16 protein-coding genes are annotated in these 18,467 nt (G+C 48.0%); 15 read left to right on the top strand and 1 reads right to left on the bottom strand.

Annotated features, from left to right (window positions below):
* Window positions 1-121 precede the first annotated feature (121 nt).
* On the bottom strand, window positions 122-2,050 hold the full coding sequence (gene nagB, locus HQ865_RS18315) for a glucosamine-6-phosphate deaminase (protein ID WP_173416294.1): 1,929 nt from the start codon (window positions 2,048-2,050) through the stop codon (window positions 122-124).
* Between the two features lie 123 nt (window positions 2,051-2,173).
* On the opposite strand from nagB, the gene HQ865_RS18310 reads away from it, so the two are divergent.
* The 15 genes from HQ865_RS18310 to HQ865_RS18240 all read left to right on the top strand — a co-directional run bounded on the left by HQ865_RS18310 (window position 2,174) and on the right by HQ865_RS18240 (window position 18,292).
* A complete protein-coding gene (locus HQ865_RS18310; RefSeq protein WP_237073489.1) occupies window positions 2,174-3,367 on the top strand; it encodes an anhydro-N-acetylmuramic acid kinase in 1,194 nt (397 codons plus the stop codon).
* Window positions 3,368-3,623: 256 nt separating this feature from the next.
* Window positions 3,624-4,577, top strand: coding sequence for a tryptophan 2,3-dioxygenase family protein (locus tag HQ865_RS18305; protein ID WP_173416293.1), 954 nt, complete (start codon window positions 3,624-3,626; stop codon window positions 4,575-4,577).
* Window positions 4,578-4,985: 408 nt separating this feature from the next.
* Complete coding sequence (locus HQ865_RS18300) at window positions 4,986-6,053, top strand: branched-chain amino acid aminotransferase (RefSeq protein ID WP_173416292.1); 1,068 nt, start codon at window positions 4,986-4,988, stop codon at window positions 6,051-6,053.
* A gap of 504 nt (window positions 6,054-6,557) precedes the next feature.
* Complete coding sequence (locus HQ865_RS18295; protein ID WP_317170038.1) at window positions 6,558-6,842, top strand: acylphosphatase; 285 nt, start codon at window positions 6,558-6,560, stop codon at window positions 6,840-6,842.
* Window positions 6,843-6,901: 59 nt separating this feature from the next.
* Window positions 6,902-8,389 carry a lipopolysaccharide biosynthesis protein gene (locus HQ865_RS18290; protein WP_173416291.1) on the top strand — a complete coding sequence of 496 codons (1,488 nt, stop codon included), beginning with the start codon at window positions 6,902-6,904 and terminating at the stop codon, window positions 8,387-8,389.
* A complete protein-coding gene (gene dut, locus HQ865_RS18285) occupies window positions 8,386-8,820 on the top strand; it encodes a dUTP diphosphatase (RefSeq protein ID WP_173416290.1) in 435 nt (144 codons plus the stop codon). Before HQ865_RS18290 ends, dut begins: the two co-directional genes overlap by 4 nt.
* 55 nt (window positions 8,821-8,875) lie before the next feature.
* On the top strand, window positions 8,876-10,609 hold the full coding sequence (locus HQ865_RS18280; RefSeq protein WP_173416289.1) for a tetratricopeptide repeat protein: 1,734 nt from the start codon (window positions 8,876-8,878) through the stop codon (window positions 10,607-10,609).
* Window positions 10,602-11,402 carry a DUF4292 domain-containing protein gene (locus HQ865_RS18275; RefSeq protein WP_173416288.1) on the top strand — a complete coding sequence of 267 codons (801 nt, stop codon included), beginning with the start codon at window positions 10,602-10,604 and terminating at the stop codon, window positions 11,400-11,402. The genes HQ865_RS18280 and HQ865_RS18275 overlap by 8 nt, the downstream gene beginning before the upstream one ends.
* Before the next feature lie 12 nt (window positions 11,403-11,414).
* Window positions 11,415-12,707, top strand: coding sequence for a murein hydrolase activator EnvC family protein (locus HQ865_RS18270; RefSeq protein WP_173416287.1), 1,293 nt, complete (start codon window positions 11,415-11,417; stop codon window positions 12,705-12,707).
* Between the two features lie 55 nt (window positions 12,708-12,762).
* Window positions 12,763-13,203, top strand: a complete 441-nt coding sequence (locus tag HQ865_RS18265; RefSeq protein ID WP_173416286.1) for a Sec-independent protein translocase subunit TatA/TatB — start codon at window positions 12,763-12,765, stop codon at window positions 13,201-13,203.
* 41 nt (window positions 13,204-13,244) lie between these two features.
* Window positions 13,245-13,403 carry a twin-arginine translocase TatA/TatE family subunit gene (gene tatA / locus HQ865_RS18260; RefSeq protein ID WP_173416285.1) on the top strand — a complete coding sequence of 53 codons (159 nt, stop codon included), beginning with the start codon at window positions 13,245-13,247 and terminating at the stop codon, window positions 13,401-13,403.
* 510 nt (window positions 13,404-13,913) lie between these two features.
* Window positions 13,914-15,347 (top strand): Asp-tRNA(Asn)/Glu-tRNA(Gln) amidotransferase subunit GatA, encoded by a 1,434-nt coding sequence (gatA, locus tag HQ865_RS18255; protein WP_173416284.1) that lies wholly within the window; start codon window positions 13,914-13,916, stop codon window positions 15,345-15,347.
* A 59-nt stretch (window positions 15,348-15,406) separates the two neighbouring features.
* Window positions 15,407-16,777, top strand: coding sequence for a lytic transglycosylase domain-containing protein (locus tag HQ865_RS18250; protein ID WP_173416283.1), 1,371 nt, complete (start codon window positions 15,407-15,409; stop codon window positions 16,775-16,777).
* A 76-nt stretch (window positions 16,778-16,853) separates the two neighbouring features.
* Entirely contained in the window at window positions 16,854-17,243 is a 390-nt protein-coding gene (locus HQ865_RS18245) for a hypothetical protein (RefSeq protein WP_173416282.1), read from the top strand.
* Window positions 17,244-17,470: 227 nt separating this feature from the next.
* Window positions 17,471-18,292, top strand: coding sequence for an FAD:protein FMN transferase (locus HQ865_RS18240; protein ID WP_173416281.1), 822 nt, complete (start codon window positions 17,471-17,473; stop codon window positions 18,290-18,292).
* Window positions 18,293-18,467 lie beyond the last annotated feature (175 nt).

The raw sequence follows: 18,467 nt of genomic DNA, 5'->3' as shown, positions 1-18,467 counted from the left end.
TTCCTTTGGAAAAAGAGGGAATGGGTTTATCCGATACTGCTCTTGCCCTCTTTCCGCGCAGCGAAGAGAGGGCCGACCAGCGTAGCACCGTCGGGGTGAGTCTATGCGGTTATGCTAAGTTCTAATAATGATACCTCACAAAAGCCTCCATCGCTTCATACTCGGCAAGGCCAAGGTCATCGTAGCGTTTGGCGGTTTCGCGGTTTCGGTCTTCGGCACGTACCCAAAACTCACGCGCGTCATCGCCCGGGAATACCGGCCTGTCTTTTTGCGACTGGTGTTTGAATATCGCGTTGCGCTTGCGTACTACTTCCTGCGGCGAAAGCGGAACGGCCATCTCAATTTCGTAGGTCGGGAATTCGTGCCATGCGCCGCGGTACAACCATAGCCAGCAATCCTTCACCCAGTCTTCGGTTTTCTTCAGGCGGGTTAGGGCTTCTAAAATGATCTTGAAACAAACGATGTGCGTACCATGCGGATCGGCAAAATCGCCGGCGGCAAATACTTGCTGGGGCTTTACCTGCTGCAGCAGATCCATGGTCAGTTTAATATCCTCCTCGCCAACCGAATTCTTTTTGGTTTTGCCGGTCTCGTAAAAAGGCAGGGCCATAAAGTGGATATGATCGTCCTGCAAACCGGCGTAGCGCGCGCCGCTGATGGCTTCGCTTTTACGGATAAAGCCTTTTACATCGCGTATCTCGGGCGTATCGATCTGATTAGGCTGTTTGGTGTCGATGAATTTGCGCATATCATCGTATATGCCCTTCAGCCTGTCGGTTTCTTTTTGATCGGCCTTAATGCTGGTATTAAAATCGATGGCGAATTCCATATAGCGCAGCACATCATCGTCCCAAACGGCTGTGTTGCCCGATGTTTGGTAAGCTACATGCACATCGTGCCCCTGATCAACCAAACGGATAAAGGTGCCGCCCATCGATATCACATCATCATCCGGGTGTGGCGAGAAGATGATGGAACGTTTCTTCGCCGGATTGGCGCGCTCGGGGCGCTGGCTATCGTCCGAATCGGGTTTGCCGCCCGGCCAGCCGGTAATGGTATGCTGTATCTGGTTAAAAATATCAATGTTGATGTTATAAACCGGGCCTTGTTCGGTGGCCAGTTGCGCCATCCCATGGCTGTTATAATCTTCTTCCGTTAGTTTCAGTACCGGTTTTTTTAGCTCGGTAGCCAGCCATATCACCGCCTTCTTCTTCAGTGTGTTATTCCACACGCAATCCTTTACCAGCCATGGGGTATCAAAGCGGGTCAGATCGCTGGCGGCATCCTGGTCGAGCACAAACTCCACGTTATCCGATAATTGCAGGTAGGTGGCAGGTACATCGCCCGAGATATCGCCTTCGATGGCTTTTTTAATGATCGGGGCTTTCTTTTTGCTCCAGGCCATCAGGATAATTTCGCGGGCGCGGAAGATGGTGCCTACGCCCATAGTAATGGCTTTGGCAGGCACGTTGGCCTTACCACCAAAATCGCGGGCGGCATCCAGGCGGGTCAGGTCATCTAAAGTAACCAGCCTTGTACCCGAGTTGGGCGCCGAGCCAGGTTCGTTAAAACCGATGTGGCCGGTACGGCCGATACCCAGTATCTGCAGGTCTAATCCCCCTAAAGCTTCTATCTGCTTTTCATATTCCAAACACCAGGCGGCCACGTCATCAATAGCTAAAGTACCATCGGGAATGTGGACGTTCTGCTTTTCGATATCGATATGGCTGAATAAATTCTCGTACATAAAGGTAACGTAGCTTTGGGCCGCGTCGGGCTTCATGGGGTAGTACTCGTCAAGGTTAAAGGTGATCACGTTCTTAAAACTTAATCCGTCCTCTTTGTGCATGCGCACCAGTTCGTTGTAAACACCAATTGGGGTTACGCCGGTGGCAAGGCCTAATACGGCTTTCTCGTGCGATTCCTGTTTTTTGCGGATCACATCGGCAATACGCTTTGCTACCTGTTTTGATGCGGTTTGCTGATCGGGATATACGGTAACTGCTAATTTCTCGTACCGCGTCTCTTCTAATAAATTTAATCTGGCCATGTGGGTTGGGGCTGATGAATTTGGTAATAAATAGATGACGGAGCGGCAAATATATCAGTTAGCTATCAAACCACCATGTTAATTTTATAGTTTAACCTGCCACATTGTATCTTTAGCAAAAAAATGGCTGTTTTGAACCGTAACCTGCAACACCTGTTTAACATCGCGCAAAAACCCCAGCGCCTGGTGGTCGGCCTTATGTCGGGTACCTCGCTTGATGGTTTGGATATCGCTCTGTGTCGTTTTAGCGGGCATGGGATGGCTACAAAGTTCGAACTGCTGGAGTTTACTACTACGCCTTATGCTGCCGATTTTAAAGCAGAGATACAGCAATTGTTCGCCAAAAAAATCATCGGCCTGGAAAAACTGACGCTGATGAACGCCTATGTAGGCAGCTTCCACGCCGAATTAATATTAGCTGCTTTAAAACAATGGGGCGTATCACCGGCCGATGTTGATATGATAGCCAGCCACGGGCAAACCATATACCATGCGCCCAAACGCCTGCACGGGCAAGCCGCCTATCCTAACGCCACCCTGCAAATTGGCGATGGCGACCATATTGCCGTAAAGACCGGCATCCTCACCATTAGTGATATGCGCCAGAAACATATAGCCGCCGGTGGCGAGGGCGCACCCTTAGCACTATACGGCGATGTGATCATGGGTAGCCAAACCGGCGAAGACCGTATTTTATTGAACATTGGCGGCATTGCCAACCTTACCTGGCTGCCCGGTAATGGCAACGGTGCCGAAATTATTTGTTGCGATACCGGCCCTGGCAATACGCTGATAGACGCCGCCTGCCGCAAGTATTTTGATATGCCTTATGACGAGGATTCGCGAATAGCCCTCTCTGGTAAAGTAAGCGAAGCGCTGCTGGATGCTTTACTGGATAACCCTTATTTTAAAGCGCCTGCACCAAAAACAACCGGACCGGAATTGTTTAGTATAGCTTATGTAGAGAAGGCGCAGCAAGTATCAAATACTACCGGTTTATCTCTGCGGGATATTGTAGCTACATTAAGCGCATTTACGGTAAAAAGTATTTCCGGTTTTATTCAGGATAATGGGATGCAATCGGTTAAACGCATACTGATAAGCGGCGGTGGCGCTAAAAATAAGTTTGTGGTTGACGGATTGACTGCCGAACTGGCTCCGGCTATGATTAGCGATACTAATTATTTGGGCGTTAACCCCGATGCTAAGGAAGCGATACTGTTTGCCTTATTGGGCAATGAAGCATTGGTTGGCGAGCCGATGCATATTGGCGGGAATCCCGCGGTGCTGATGGGGAAGTTTAGTTTTGCTGGGTGAGCGCATAGACTCACCCGGTCGTGGCTACACCTGATCACCCTCTCTCCGCTGCGCGGAAAGAGGGGAAATAGGATATTTCATATTGCTTCCCGATACAACTTCTTCCCTCTTTCCGCGAAGCGGAGAGAGGCTGCCCGAGCGAAGCAACGGGCGGGTGAGTCTAACGGCGAACAGAACTACAATACCTCACATGCTTACTTCCCGACTTTCGGACTTCCAGTCTTTCGGACTTCCCGAAATTCTCTACCTTTACACCATGCCAATTAACCCTGAAATAGAAAAACGAATAGCCGATCTTCAGGAAAAATACGAAGCCATGGGCCAGGATATGTCATCGTACCTGGATGGTTTACTGTATGCCGATTTCCTGACCTACTGGGATTACATTCACCTGGATACGCTGCTGAGCCTGCAAAGCCCAAAAACGCCGTTCCCTGATGAGGAGATATTTATCATGTATCACCAGATCACCGAACTGTACTTTAAACTGGCCCTGCACGAGTGCAAACAAATTGCCGAAGCCCAACCTTTGGCCGCCGAGTTTTTTACGGCAAGATTGAAACGTATCAACCGCTACTTTGAGGCTTTGACCCATTCGTTCGAGATCATGGTGGATGGGATGGAGAAAGACCAGTTCCTGAAGTTCCGCATGTCGCTGCTACCGGCCAGCGGTTTCCAATCGGGGCAGTACCGCATGATAGAGATCTATGCTACCGATTTTATTAACCTGGTAGCTAAGGATAAGCGCGAGGAGTTAAACACCGCATCCATAGCCGAGCAGTTTGAGTACATCTACTGGAAATTTGGCGCTACTGAACTTTCTACCGGCAAGAAAACGCTTACGCTGAAGCAGTTCGAAAAAAAGTATACCAAAACTTTCACGGAGTTGGCGCAGGCTACCGCTACCACCAATTTTGGTGCCCTGTATACTAAGCTAAAAGCAGCCGGACAAGCCACGCCGCAACTGGAGCAGGAACTGCGCCACCTGGATGTGAACGTGAACGTAAACTGGCCGCTGTCGCATTATAAATCGGCTGTGCGTTACCTTAACCGCGAGCCTGAAGAAATTAAGGCCACAGGCGGCACCAACTGGCAAAAATATCTGCCTCCGCGTTTCCAGAAGCGCATTTTTTACCCGCAATTGTGGAGCGCGCAGGAGTTGGAGGAATGGGGCAAGGCCTGGGTGGAACTGGCGTTGAGTGGTTCATAGTTGATGGTTCATAGATCATAGCCAAACATCTTTTCACTACGCCGCGGCAAGCGTCTGCGCTTGCTGCAATTCCTAATTGAGCGTCCACGCTTAATTTAAAAACGCGAGCGTGGACGCTCACTCAATTTTTCAGTCAAGCGTGGACGCTTGACCGGGCGACAAGTAAAAAGCCTGTCCTATTGTTGTCTTGTTTGTCCTGGTCTCCTCACAACAAGACAAACAGGACAACAATAGGCAATGTGGTTATTTTAATACAAGGACTATGTTAACCCAATGCAATATCCACAATAAATTTTCCTTAACCCCCTGTGCCAAAAGCATCTTTTACAAGGTTCTATGAACCATCAACTATGAACTATCCCCCAAATTTCCTACCTTGCGCCATTTCCAATTAATATATCTACTGCCATGACCGATACACTGGACATTAAGATAACCAAAACGCAAAATTCGCGTTTGGCGCAGACCGACTTTAGTAACTTACCATTCGGCCGCATTTTTACCGACCACATGCTGGTGGCCGATTATGCCGATGGCGAATGGAAGAATTTTGAGATCGTCCCTTATGGCGAAATTGGCCTTAGCCCGGCTATTTCGTCGCTGCATTACGGGCAAGCCTTTTTTGAAGGCCTGAAAGCTTATAAACATGCCGATGGCAAAGTGACCGTTTTCCGACCCGAAAAGAATGGCGCGAGGTTTAACAAATCGGCCGAACGCCTTTGCATGCCGGAGTTGCCTGTTGAAATGTTCATCAGCAGCATCGATGCGCTGGTTGATATGGAACGCGACTGGATCCCGACAAGTCCGGGCCACTCGTTGTATATCCGCCCGGTGATGTTCGCTGCTGATCCGTTTTTAGGTGTAAGCCCGTCAAAAACATATAAATTTGTGGTGCTAACCTGCCCGGTTGGTCCGTATTTCACCAAGCCACTGCGTGTGAAATTCGAAACACATTATACCCGCGCTGCCGAAGGTGGTTTTGGTTATGCCAAAGCAGCCGGTAACTATGGAGGTAGCATGCTGCCGTTTAAAAAAGCCGCCGAAGAGGGCTTCGACCAGATCATCTGGACCGACGCCAAAGAACACCTGTATGCCGAAGAAATGGGCGCTGCCAACGTAATGTTTGTGCTGGATGGCAAACTGATCACCCCATCAACCCGCGATACCATCCTTGATGGTGTTACCCGCGATACCGTGCTGGCCCTGGCCCGCCACTGGGGTGTGGAGGTTGAAGAGCGTCGTGTATCCATAGCTGAAATTGTTGAGGGTGCAAAAACCAGCAAGCTAACCGATGCTTTTGGTGCCGGTACCGCCGCTACTATTGCTCCTGTTGGTGCGTTCCATTACGATGGCGTTGACTACACGCTGAGCGACCCGTCAACCCGCGAGTTTTCGCAAAAGGTGTTGAAAACGCTGGATGCCATCCGTTACGGCAATGCCGAAGATGCATTTGGCTGGAACCATCCGGTGGCTTAAGTTTAGATTAACCATAAAGATGTAATCGGTGTAATCTATCCTAAAATCGGTGAAATCAATAAAATAATTTAACCACAGAGGACACAAAGATTTTTCACAGAGGGCACAGAGGTTGGAGTATCCGGCAACTGTGCCCTTTATTAATTAAAAGCGGGAGCCGTGTGCGATTCCCTCCCATAGGGCAATGTCCTTAAGTTAATGATGATAGCCGAATAAAGCCCCCTCTAAATCTCCCCCGGTAGGGGAGACTTAGGCTGCACAAGCGCAAAATTCTTAAAGTCCTCCCCTTTGGGGAGGATTATTTCATGAGGGCTTCGCCGTTTAGGTGGGGCTTAAAAGCTTAACTTAATGACTTTGCCCACAGGGAGGGTGTAGGGAGGGGTTTATTCGATATGCATCGTGGCTAAACCCCTCCCTGCAACCGCACAGTCCATCGCACCCCTCCCAGGAGAGGGAACTTAAAAAAATAACAATTCCTCCCCCTCGGGGAGGTTAGGAGGGGTCATGATAAAACATTTGGATATTAACGTACAGGGCAAGGTACAAGGCGTAGGCTTCAGGTATGCCACCAAGGCCACGGCCGATCAGTTGGGGGTGCGCGGAACGGTGAAGAACGAAAAGGATGGCAGCGTAAGCATCGAAGCCGAGGCTGACGAGGCACTGCTGGACCTGTTCCTTGATTTTTGCCATGAAGGCCCCGAGGGCGCCGAAGTAACATCGCTGCAACAGCATGAGGGCGAATTGAAAAACTATCGTAATTTTGAAGTGTTAAAACGGGGTTTGTTTTAATACCCCACCCAAACCCTCCCCAAAGGAGAGGGCTTTTTTATATTTAAAAATACCACCAATTGTCTACAGCTAAAAAATTTGCCGGACAAACGGCTGTTTATGGATTAAGTACCATCGCGTCGAGGATGCTTAGTTTTTTCCTTACGCCAATTTATACCGAAGCCTACAAGCAGGGAGGTTCGTATGGTATCCTTACCATTATGTTCAGCTATGTTTCCATCCTGAATGCAGTAATGGCATTTGGTATGGAAACCACCTATTTCCGGTACCTGAATAAACATGCCGATAAAAAGCAGGAGGTTTACAATAACTCGTTTTCTGCCATATTTGGGGTGTCCATTTTGTTTTTATTGCTAACCCTGCCGTTTACGCATCATATAGCGGTATGGATACAGGCCGGCAAAATACCCGCGTCTGAGTTTGAGCGCTATATTAAATATTTTGTGGCCATATTGGTTATTGATGCATGGTGCGTAATGCCCTTTGCTAAGCTGCGTGCCGATGGCAGGCCGGGCAGGTACGGCCTAATCAAGTTTGTAAACGTAATCATCTTCATTGCCCTTAACCTTACCTTTATTTGGGGCCTGCCGTTTTGGGTAGCGCATCATTTGCCCGGAACAAGCTTAATTACGCCTTGGTTTGTAAAGGGCTGGGTGGGGTACGTTTTTTTGTCGAACCTAATTGCCAGTGTAATTACCCTATTGCTTCTGCTGCCCGAATTATTTAAGCTAACGGCCAGTCTTGATAAGAAGATGTTATGGCATATGTTTGCTTACAGCTGGCCGGTGCTGATAGCCAACCTATCCTTTTTGGTTAACGAAAACCTGGATAAGCTGTTGCTTAGTCAGATGCTGCCGGATAGCATTAGTGTACAGCAGGTAGCTATTTATGGCGGTTGTGCCAAAATAGCGCTGTTCCTCAGCATATTTGTACAGGCGTTCAGGCTGGGTGCCGAGCCATTCTTTTTTAATCATGCCAAAAATAAAAATGCTGGTACCACCTACGCGCGCATTATGGATTACTTTGTGATTGTGGTGGCCATTATATTTGTCGCTCTTGTAGCCAATATACAACTGCTGAAATATTTTGTAAGGGACGAAAAACTTTGGGTTGGATTGACCGCAGTGCCGCCTCTTGTTTTTGGCTATGTTAGCCTGGGTATTTACATGAACCTTTCGGTCTGGTATAAACTGTCCGATCAAACAAAATACGGCCTTTATATATCAGGCATAGGTGCCATCATCACCATTTTATTGAATGTGATCTTTATCCCTAAATACAGCTACATGGCATCGGCCTGGGTGTCGTTCACGGCCTATACGGTCATGATGATCCTTTCCTACATCTGGGGGCAAAAAAATTACCCTATCCCTTATAACTTAAAAAAGAATCTTTCGTATATCATAATATCAATATTACTCGTTTATTTATCATTCTATGTATTTAAACGTAATATATTTGTAGGTAACGCCCTGCTGTTGCTGTTTGCAGGTGGCGCGTTGCTGATGGAAGGCAAGGAACTAAAAGCTATCTTTATTAAAAAATGACCACGGTACGCATCATCAATAAATCAAAGAACGACCTGCCTGAGTACGGTACGCTGCACTCGGCCGGTATGGACCTGCGTGCCGATATCGAGACTGCCATCCAGCTGAAACCCATGGAGCGTAAGCTGGTCCCGACGGGACTATACATCGAACTGCCTGAGGGCTTCGAAGCGCAGATCCGTCCGCGCAGCGGCCTGGCTTATAAGCATGGCATCAGCATTGTGAATGCGCCGGGTACCATCGATGCCGATTACCGGGGCGAGATCGGCGCGTTGCTGATCAACCTGGGCGACAAGGATTTTGATATTGCTCCCGGCGACCGCATCGCCCAAATGGTAATTGCCCGTTACGAGCGTATTAATTGGGAACCGGTTGAGGTGCTAAGCGAAACAGTTAGGGGCGCCGGCGGTTATGGACATACAGGTGTTTAGTGATTGGAGATTAGGTTAAAATCAGGAATATAGGATCAAGACGATAAGACATAAAATGCTGAAACGATTGTTGATATTAGGTATGATGGCGGCTCCGGCTTGTGTGTTGGCACAGGTGAAGAAGCCGGGCGCATCCACAGAACGTGCGCCGGGCAAGCCCATGACCTCTATCGACAGCGTGATGGTGAAGCAGTATTTTTTTTCGGCCCTGCACGAGAAGACCATCGAGAACTTCCCGCTGGCGGCCGACCTGTTTAACCGTGTACTGCAAACCGATGCCAACAACGATGCCGCCATGTACGAGCTGGCCGGCATGAAGAAGCTGCAAAAGGATAACGATGGCGCACGCCAGCTACTGGAGCGTGCCGTTACTATAAACGCCAATAACGAGTGGTACTGGATATCGCTGGCCGATTGCTACGAGAAAACCAACGACCTGGCCAAGCTGGAGAATGTGTTTAACCAACTGATAAGGCTGGCGCCTGATAAACCCGACTATTATTTTGATAAAGCTAATGCCTACTACCTGCAAAAGCGGTATGACGAAGCGCTGGCGGTTTATAAACAGATAGAGGGAATTACAGGCCTTACCGACGATATTGTGGCCCAGCGCCAAAAAATATACCTGAAGCAAAACAAGGTAGACCAGGCCGCCGCCGAACTGGAGAGCATGATGGCCGCCAACCCCGGGCAGGTGCGTTATTACCTGTTGTTGGCCGAAATTTATAACTCAAACGGGCAAAATGCCAAAGCCCTGCCGGTTTTGCAAAAGGCCGCCAGGTTGGATCCGAATAACGGACTGGTGCATTTGGCCCTGGCCGATATCTATCGCGAGAAAAAAGATGCCGAAGCCTGCTTTAGCGAACTGGAACTGGCCTTCGCCGTCCCCGACCTGGATATCGACCAAAAGATCAGGATAATTATGGGGTATATCCCCAAATTTCCTGAACCCAATGCCAAGGCCAGCGCGCTGGAACTAAGTCGGATATTGACCACCGCCCACCCAACAAACGCGAAGGCTTTTGCCCTTTATGGCGATATGCTGATGCAGAGCGCTAAGTTTAAGGAAGCCAAACCAGCGTATAAACGCTCTATTGAACTGGATGAACAGGTTTATGCTGTGCACGAGCAATTGGTGCGCCTGGATCTGGGCGATAACGATATCGATGGCGCTATTAAGGACGGCCAGAACGCCCTCTCGCTGTTCCCTAACCAGGCCTGGATGAATTATTTGGTGGGCGTGGCCTATCTGCAAAAAAAGAATTATACCAAATCGCTCAGCTACCTGAAAAACACAACTTCATTAGAACTTCAGGATAAGGAATTACTTTCGCAATGTTTTTCGGCGCTGGGCGATGTATACCACGAGCAAAAGGACAACGTGAAGTCTGACGAGGCTTACGACCGTTCGCTTACCTACAACCCCGACAATGCTTATACGCTAAACAACTATGCCTACTACCTATCGGTACGGGGCGATCAGTTGGAAAAAGCGGCACGCATGTCGAAGCATTCTAACGACATACAGCCCAACACGGCTTCGTTCCAGGATACTTATGCCTGGATCCTGTTCAGGCAAAAAAACTATGCCGAGGCCCGTGTTTGGATAGAAAAGGCTTTGGTGAGCGATAAGGACCATAGCGCGGTAAAGGAAGAGCATTATGGCGACATTATGTTTTACCTGGGCGATACCAATGCCGCGGTAGCCAACTGGAAGAAGGCCAAGGAGTATGGCGGTGCATCGCCTGTGTTAGAGCGCAAGATTAACGAGAGGAAGTACATTGAATAGCAGGATAATAATTGTAATTGGTTTAGCGGCCACTTTAGCAGGCTGCAAGGCGCATAAGCAATTGGTGGTAAACCGTACACCAGCGGCAGGCCAGCCGGTCATCTCATCGCCCGCGCAGGCTGCGCCATCGGCAAATAAGCAGGTGGCGGCCATAAGGGAAAAACAGTTGGCTTTTAATACCTTTAGCGGCAAGGCAAAAACCAAACTGGATATTGATGGCAGCGGGAACGATGTTACGCTGAACATCCGCATACAGCGCGATCAGAAGATCTGGGTATCCATAACAGCCCTGCTGGGTTTGGAAGTGGCCCGGGCGCAGATCACCCCCGATAGCATCGTTGTGATTAACAAACTACAGGGTGTGTACTTGAAAAAGCCGTTTAGCTACGTTTACCAGTATGCCGGCAATCAGGTAACCTTTAAAAGCTTGCAGGCGCTGTTGTTGGGTAATGCCATGCCCGAATTGCTGAACGATAATGCCGATACAGGCACTGATAATGGCAATACCATTTTAGCCGGCCACTTGCAGGATTTGATGTATAAACTCATCATCGGTCCGGATATGAAGGTGAGCCAAACCAATTTAAGCAACCAGTTAGCGGCACTTACACTACAGGTAAGCAACAGCCAGTTTATACAGGCCGATAACCGGGTTATGCCATCGCAAATAGATATCGTATCTTCGGCGGGGAATAAAAAAATAAATATCAACCTGCACTATAACAGTGCCGAGTTTGATAAAACATTGGAGTACCCGTTCAGCATACCCGACAGGTATACGCCTGCTAACTGATAAACTTGATCGATGAAATTTTATAAGATAGTTTTTTTTGCCGCCCTGTTTTTGTCAGCCGCCCACGCGTTTGGGCAAAGCAGCGCCGAACTAAAGCGCCGCCGCGATAAATTGAACGAAGAGCTGGATCAGCTAAACCACGAACTGGAGGCCAACCAGAACAATAAGAAGATGAACCTGAAGCAACTGAACCTGCTAAAGGCGCAGATCAGTTTGCGGACATCGAAGATAGCTACCATCAACTCCGAGATCGGGTTGCTGAACAACCAGATCCAGGAGAGCAATAATACCGTGCATACCCTACAGGGGCAGTTAGATCAGTTGAAGAAGGAGTATGCGGCGATGGTGTTGTTTGCCTATCACAATCGTAGCTCTTACAATCAGCTGATGTTTGTATTCGCTTCGGAAGATTTTAACCAGGCCTACAAGCGGATGAAGTACCTGCAGCAATTTGGTTCGTACCGCGAAAGGCAGGCCGAAAGTATACGCGGCACGCAGAACGAACTGCATAACAAGATAGACGAACTGGATAAAACCAAGAAGAACAAAAACGACCTGTTAGCCGACCAGGAAAAAGAAAAAGCCAATTTGGGCAAGGCCAAAAAGGACGAAGACGATGTATTATCCGAATTATCGCGCCAGCAGGGACAACTAAAGCAACAGCAACGCGATAAGCAAAATAAAATAAGCGACATGAACAGGGCTATTAACGCCGCCATTCGTCGCGAAGTAGAGGAAGCCCGGCGCAAGGCCGAGGAGGAAGCCCGCAAGCGTGAAGCTGCCGAGGCTGCAAAGGCAAAAGCCGAGGGCCGCGCAGTGGAACCATCGACAGTGAAGCGGATCACCAAAACATCGACCACCAGCGAGATCCTGAACGCGACGCCCGAAGCCGCCAAACTGTCTAACGATTTTTTGGGCAACAAGGGCCGCCTGCCATGGCCGGTAACTAACGGCGGTATTACGCAGGGTTTCGGCATGTACACATCCGGCGGGATCCGTAACGATAATAAAGGGGTGGATATCCGCACCAACGAGGGCGCCAGCGTAAGGGCGGTATTTAACGGCGAAGTAAACGGCGTTACCAACATTGGTGGCACCTATTTTGTGCTGGTTAAGCATGGCGAGTACTTTACTGTTTACAGTAATTTACGTACCGTAGCTGTTAGCAAGGGGCAAAAGGTAAGCACCAAGCAAATACTGGGCACGGTAGCCACCGATAGCGATTCGGGCATGTCTATTGCTCACTTTGAATTGTGGAAGGGGTCCGACGCGGTAAATCCGGCGGCATGGCTAACCCCTAATTAATTTTTTGGCCTTGTGCCTTTTAAATTGTATATATTTGTAAATTAAATTGATAATTATGTTTAGCTCAGTTCTTTTATTCCTGAACATTGGCACACCGGAGTTGATATTGATTATGTTTGTAGCGCTGCTATTGTTTGGAGGCGAGAAGCTTCCGGGTATTGCCCGTGGCCTGGGTAAAGGCATCCGCGATTTTAAGGATGCTTCAGAAGGCGTAAAGCGCGAGATCAATAATCAGATCAATAGCTACGAAGAGAAAAAAACAACACAGCCCGAAGAGGAAGTGGCGCATCATGATGAGGAGGTACATCACGATGAGGCGCAGGTAGCTCATCACGAACCGGCGGCCGACGAGACCAAACCACTGATAGATACTACGCCTGTTGCCGGTACAACCCCGGTGGGCGGTTATCAAACAGCGGAGCATACCGAAGAACCTAAAAGCGGTTCGGGTATTAACTTAACCAAGGCCGATGAGCCGGTTAAAACAGACCATTAATAAACAAGAGAATATACACAATACATTAAAAAATAGAAATCATGGGTTTAGGCGCACCAGAAATTATTCTGATCATCGTTGTTGTTTTAATACTATTTGGAGGAAAGAAAATTCCTGAATTAATGAAGGGCCTTGGCAAAGGCGTTAAGGAATTTAAAGACGCTCAAAACGGCGAACCATCAGCCGACGAGAAGAAATAATTTCGCTACTGATATAATCGGAACGGCATTGTTTGCCCTTTCGAACGATAGAGAGATCTTATACGATGTGATTAGTTGCACGTGTAGGATTTCTCTTTTTGCGTTTAATTCCCGCACGGTCTCTCTAAGAATATGCTGTGTAGATCAAACCAAATAGGATGTCATGCTGAGTAATATAATCCCGGCGGCCTCTAATGGGTTTTATGACATGCCGATGAAAGCCCCCTCTAAATCTCCCCCCAAGGGGGAGACTTTGGAACCCTTTCCTCTGGAGAGGGCAGGGCGAGGCTTCAGCGGAAAAACAAACATGTCATGCTGAACTTGTTTCAGCACCCCATCACACAGGTCCGGCAAGTAAAGTGTAACTATGCAAGTGGGGTGCCGAAACAAGTTCGGCATGACGTTCTGGCTTTTAGTTGCCGGCGATCCTCATTAAAGCAAAGCACTTTTTAAACTTATTCTGTCGATATTTTAATTCGTCAACCGATAAGTTTTTTTATTTTAGCGCCCATGTCAAAAAACTATACCACTTTAGTCGAGATTAGGGCTGATATACAAGGCGGCCTTACTACCGTTGAAGCGTTAGTTGCAGGCTATTTACGGCGCATTGAAGAAAATAAACACCTGAATGCCTTTAACGAGGTGTTTGGCGATGAGGCTTTGGCAAAGGCTAAAGAACTTGATGCGCGCATCAAGGCGGGTAGTGCCGGTAAGCTGGCCGGTATGGTGATCGCCATAAAAGATAATATCTGTTACAAGGGGCATAAGGTATCAGCCTCGTCAAAAATACTGGATGGCTTTACCTCCATCTTCTCCTCAACCATTGTAGAGCGCATGCTGGCCGAAGATGCCATCATCATTGGCCGCTGCAATTGCGATGAGTTTGCCATGGGTGGGGCTAACGAAAATTCATATTTTGGCCCTGTACGGAATTATGCTGATAATAACCGCGTTTCAGGCGGCTCATCGGGCGGCTCGGCGGTGGCGGTGCAGGCTGGTTTATGCCATGCGGCCATCGGTACCGATACCGGTGGTTCGGTAAGGCAGCCCGCGGCCTTTTGCGGGGCGGTAGGCTTAAAGCCAACTTACGGGCGCATATCAAGGCATGGTATCATCGCGTACGCTTCATCGTTCGACCAGGTGGGGCCAATCACTAAATCCGTTGCGGATGCGGCGCTATTGCTTGACGTAATGGCCGGTCCGGATGATTACGATAGTACCACCATACAAACCCCTTACACGGCACAGGGTGAGGTGAAGCCGGCATCGGGCACAAAAAAAATAGCCTATTTAAAGGAAGCATTGGAAAGCGATGGCACAGATGCCGAAGTCAAAGCCATGCTGACCGCCAATATTGAAAAACTAAAAGCCGAAGGCCACACCGTTGAGCCGGTAGGTTTTGAATACCTGGATTACCTGGTACCCACCTATTACGTGCTGGCCACTGCCGAGGCATCGAGCAATTTGGCGCGGTATGATGGCGTGCACTACGGTTACCGCAGCCCCAATGCTACCGATTTGACCAGCACCTATAAGCGCTCCCGCTCGGAGGGGTTTGGCAAGGAGGTGAAGCGCCGCATTATGCTGGGCACCTTTGTGCTGAGCGCCGGCTATTACGATGCTTATTATGCCAAGGCCCAAAAGGTGCGCCGCCTTATTCAGCAAAAAACAGCTGAAATATTAAGCGAATACGATTTTATTATGGTGCCCACCGCGCCCGAACCTGCTTTTGAAATAGGGCTGGAGGAGAAGGACCCGGTGGTAAGTTACCTGCACGATATCTTTACGGTGCAGGCTTCGTTGTCGGGTGTTCCTGCAATTTCTTTGCCGGCGGGCAATAATTCAAAAGGTTTACCGTTAGGGTTACAGCTGTTAACAAAACAGTACGCGGAGAAGGAACTGCTGGAATTTTCGGAATATTTTTTGAATTTAACTCAAAATTAATAACTTAGCGTTTTCCTAAAAAGCCGAGTTACAGTTTGAGTTGATATAAACCCTAAGTAATGAAGAGACTATTTACGTTTGTAATCTGCCTTACATTATCACACCTCGCCCTGGCATCAGGTAAAAATCTGACACTAAAAGCCGACTCTGACAATCTGCCCAAAAAGCGCGACACCTTGTTTATGCCCGTTGTAGCCCCTGTGGTTTACAGCCCATACCAGGCCATGTTTAAACGCCGCTTAGATTCGATACAGCATGAGGTGCCCCTGAATTATAATGAATTTGTACAAAGCTATATAGATATTTACACCGCTCCCGGCCGAAAAAGCGACATTGGCCGCATGCTGGGTCTGGCTAAATATTATTTCCCAATTTACGAAAAGGCCTTCCGCGAAGCCGGTATCCCCGAAGAAATTAAATTCCTGTCGATAGTAGAGTCGGCGCTGAACCCTACCGCCGTTTCGCGCGTAGGTGCTACAGGGCCGTGGCAGTTTATGGCTAATACAGGCAAAGCCTACGGTTTAAATATTAACAGCGATGTTGATGAGCGTTGCGACCCCATTAAAGCCAGCTACGCGGCTGCGGCTTATTTAAAAGAAGCATATCTTGAGTTTGGTGATTGGCTTTTGGCTATTGCATCCTATAATTGTGGTACAAGCAGTGTGGAGCGGGCTATTGATAAAGCCGGCGCTACCGATTTTTGGGCTATCCGCCAGTATCTACCCGCCGAAACCCGTGGTTATGTACCGGCTTATATAGCGGTATCGTATGTAATGAATTATTTCAGCAAGCACGCCATCATCCCGCAGGGGAATATTATTGGTAAAACAGATACGGTGATCATTAACCGTGCGGTATCATTAAGCAATATCGCCCGACTGCTGGAGGTGGATTCCAGGGATATCTTCCTGCTGAACCCATCGTACAAGCGTGGTGTCATCAGCGCTTCGGCCACAGCGCCGCGCAGGCTGATCATCCCGCAGGTGCATCCGGGTAAGTTCAGCGCTTTATACGATGCCTTGAACAGCGATGCGCCGATAGCCCTGCCACCGGTACTTAACACCGATACCGAGAAGCCTGCCCGCATTGCCGCGAAGCGCCCAGCTTATCATATCATTAAAAAGGGAGAAACCCTGGCCGATATTGCCGACGACGCAGGCGTAGAGGTACAGGACTTGAAAGCCTGGAATAACCTGCACAGCAACAAGGCTGTTATTGGTAAAAAACTGCGCCTGAGTGAAAATACCGGCAACGATGACGCCCCGGCTAAGCCCACCAAAAAATACCTTACCTACACCGTTAAAAAAGGCGATACCCTAAGCGGCCTCGCCGAAAAATTTGAAGCCAGCGTAGACAGCATAAAAGAGTTGAACGGCCTGAAGAAGAACAGCCTGCAACCCGGCATGACGCTGAAGATCAGTAAAGTTTAAAAAGAAACCAAAAACTAAAACATATATCAGGCCCGGCTGCGTTTGCAAGCCGGGCTTTTTTATATCTTAGATATAGATGTACAAAATTTCAATTGCCGGTTTAGAACTCAGTATAACTGATCCGGAAGAAAGACTTCGTATGGGGGGCCCATTCACCGGGATTGTGACTGTTAATAATGTAACTATTCTGGGCGATTGTGTACTGGAAAATTTTGTTTATAAAGAAGACGATAAATTGCTGTTTTTTATAAAATATCATAAGGTTGGGAATTATCAGTATTTTACCATAAACTTTTATAATCTTAACAATTTAAGAGTTTATGAATTTGACAGAGAGTTTGAAATAATACATATCAAGCAATTTATTACTCCGGTTGAATTAGAGATATTTTACGCGTTTCACGATCAACTACCCCATCTTCGGTCAATATTCAATTTAGATAGTGAAACATTTATAGAAGTATAAACGTGCTGTTAGAAAATAATATATTAATTCTATTACGGCTTTATTGCATGCTTTAATATTTGCGCTATGAATATTCAAATGTTAAATTGATGTTAAAAATTCATAATCCTTTGGTTTTCATCTCAATTTCATAATACACGCCTACTTTAGATATTGTTAATGCTACACCTTGTTGTGGCATTGGCAAAGGGGTAACAGGGTTGTAGGTATTAATTTGAATTTTTGATATGCAAGTCGTTAAAAGTATTGTTAGCAGCTTCGTTCATAAAAAGAACGTGAGTTTGATGGGTACCCCTTTTGAGATCAGTGTGGTGGCAACCGATGCGGTTTGGGCGCAGGAACGTGTAAACAGCGCCATTGCCGAGATAAAACGTGTAGATAAACTCCTGACCACCTTAAGTAAGGATAGCCAGGCCAACCTGATCAACCATAACGCCGGCATTGCCCCGGTAAAGGTAAGCGGCGAATTATATAAGCTGATAGACCGGTCGCTTAAAATAGCCGAACTTACCCAGGGCGCATTTGATATCACCTACGGCACCAATTTAAGCTACCTGAAAGTAGAACTGAACGCTGCCGAAAACACTATTTTTTTAACGGAAAAAAGCATGCGCATTTACTTTGGCGGCATTGCTAAAGGCTACGCGGCTGATCGCGCTAAGTATATTTTGCAAATGGAAGGTGTAAGCAGTGGCGTAATTAATGCCGCCGGCGACCTGATTACCTGGGGCCTGCAACCTGATGGCCGCCAGTGGACCATCGGCGATGCCGATCCGGAGCAAAATATGAAACCTTATGCCGATTTTAACATCAGCAATATGGCCGTGGCTACATCGGTAAAGCGCGATGAGGATACCGCCGTTGATGCGAAAAGTGTATGCGTAATGAGCACCAGCGCCGAACTGGCCGGCGCCATGACCACGCCGGTAATTATGCTGGGTATAAAGGTAGGTACCGAACTGGTGAACCGCCTGCAGCAACTGGCCTGTGTGTTTGTTGACGAATACAACCAGATGTTTACATCTAAATTTATGAATGCCCTTAATTAACCAATTAACATAGCAGGCCCGTAATGCGGGCCGGTGAAGATTCCCTCTCTCCCTGTTAATTATAATAAAACAGCGCCTGTTTTAAGGCGCTGTTTTAATTAAAAAACGGTTTTGGCTTACAGGCTTTGCGGAAGGGTTGGGATAAAAGATCGAAAAAAAAGCTACTCAGGCAATT

This window comes from Mucilaginibacter mali (assembly GCF_013283875.1).
GTDB lineage: Bacteria > Bacteroidota > Bacteroidia > Sphingobacteriales > Sphingobacteriaceae > Mucilaginibacter > Mucilaginibacter mali.
Note: the sequence above shows the minus strand (reverse complement) of the source record. Positions and strands in the feature narration are given on the sequence as shown.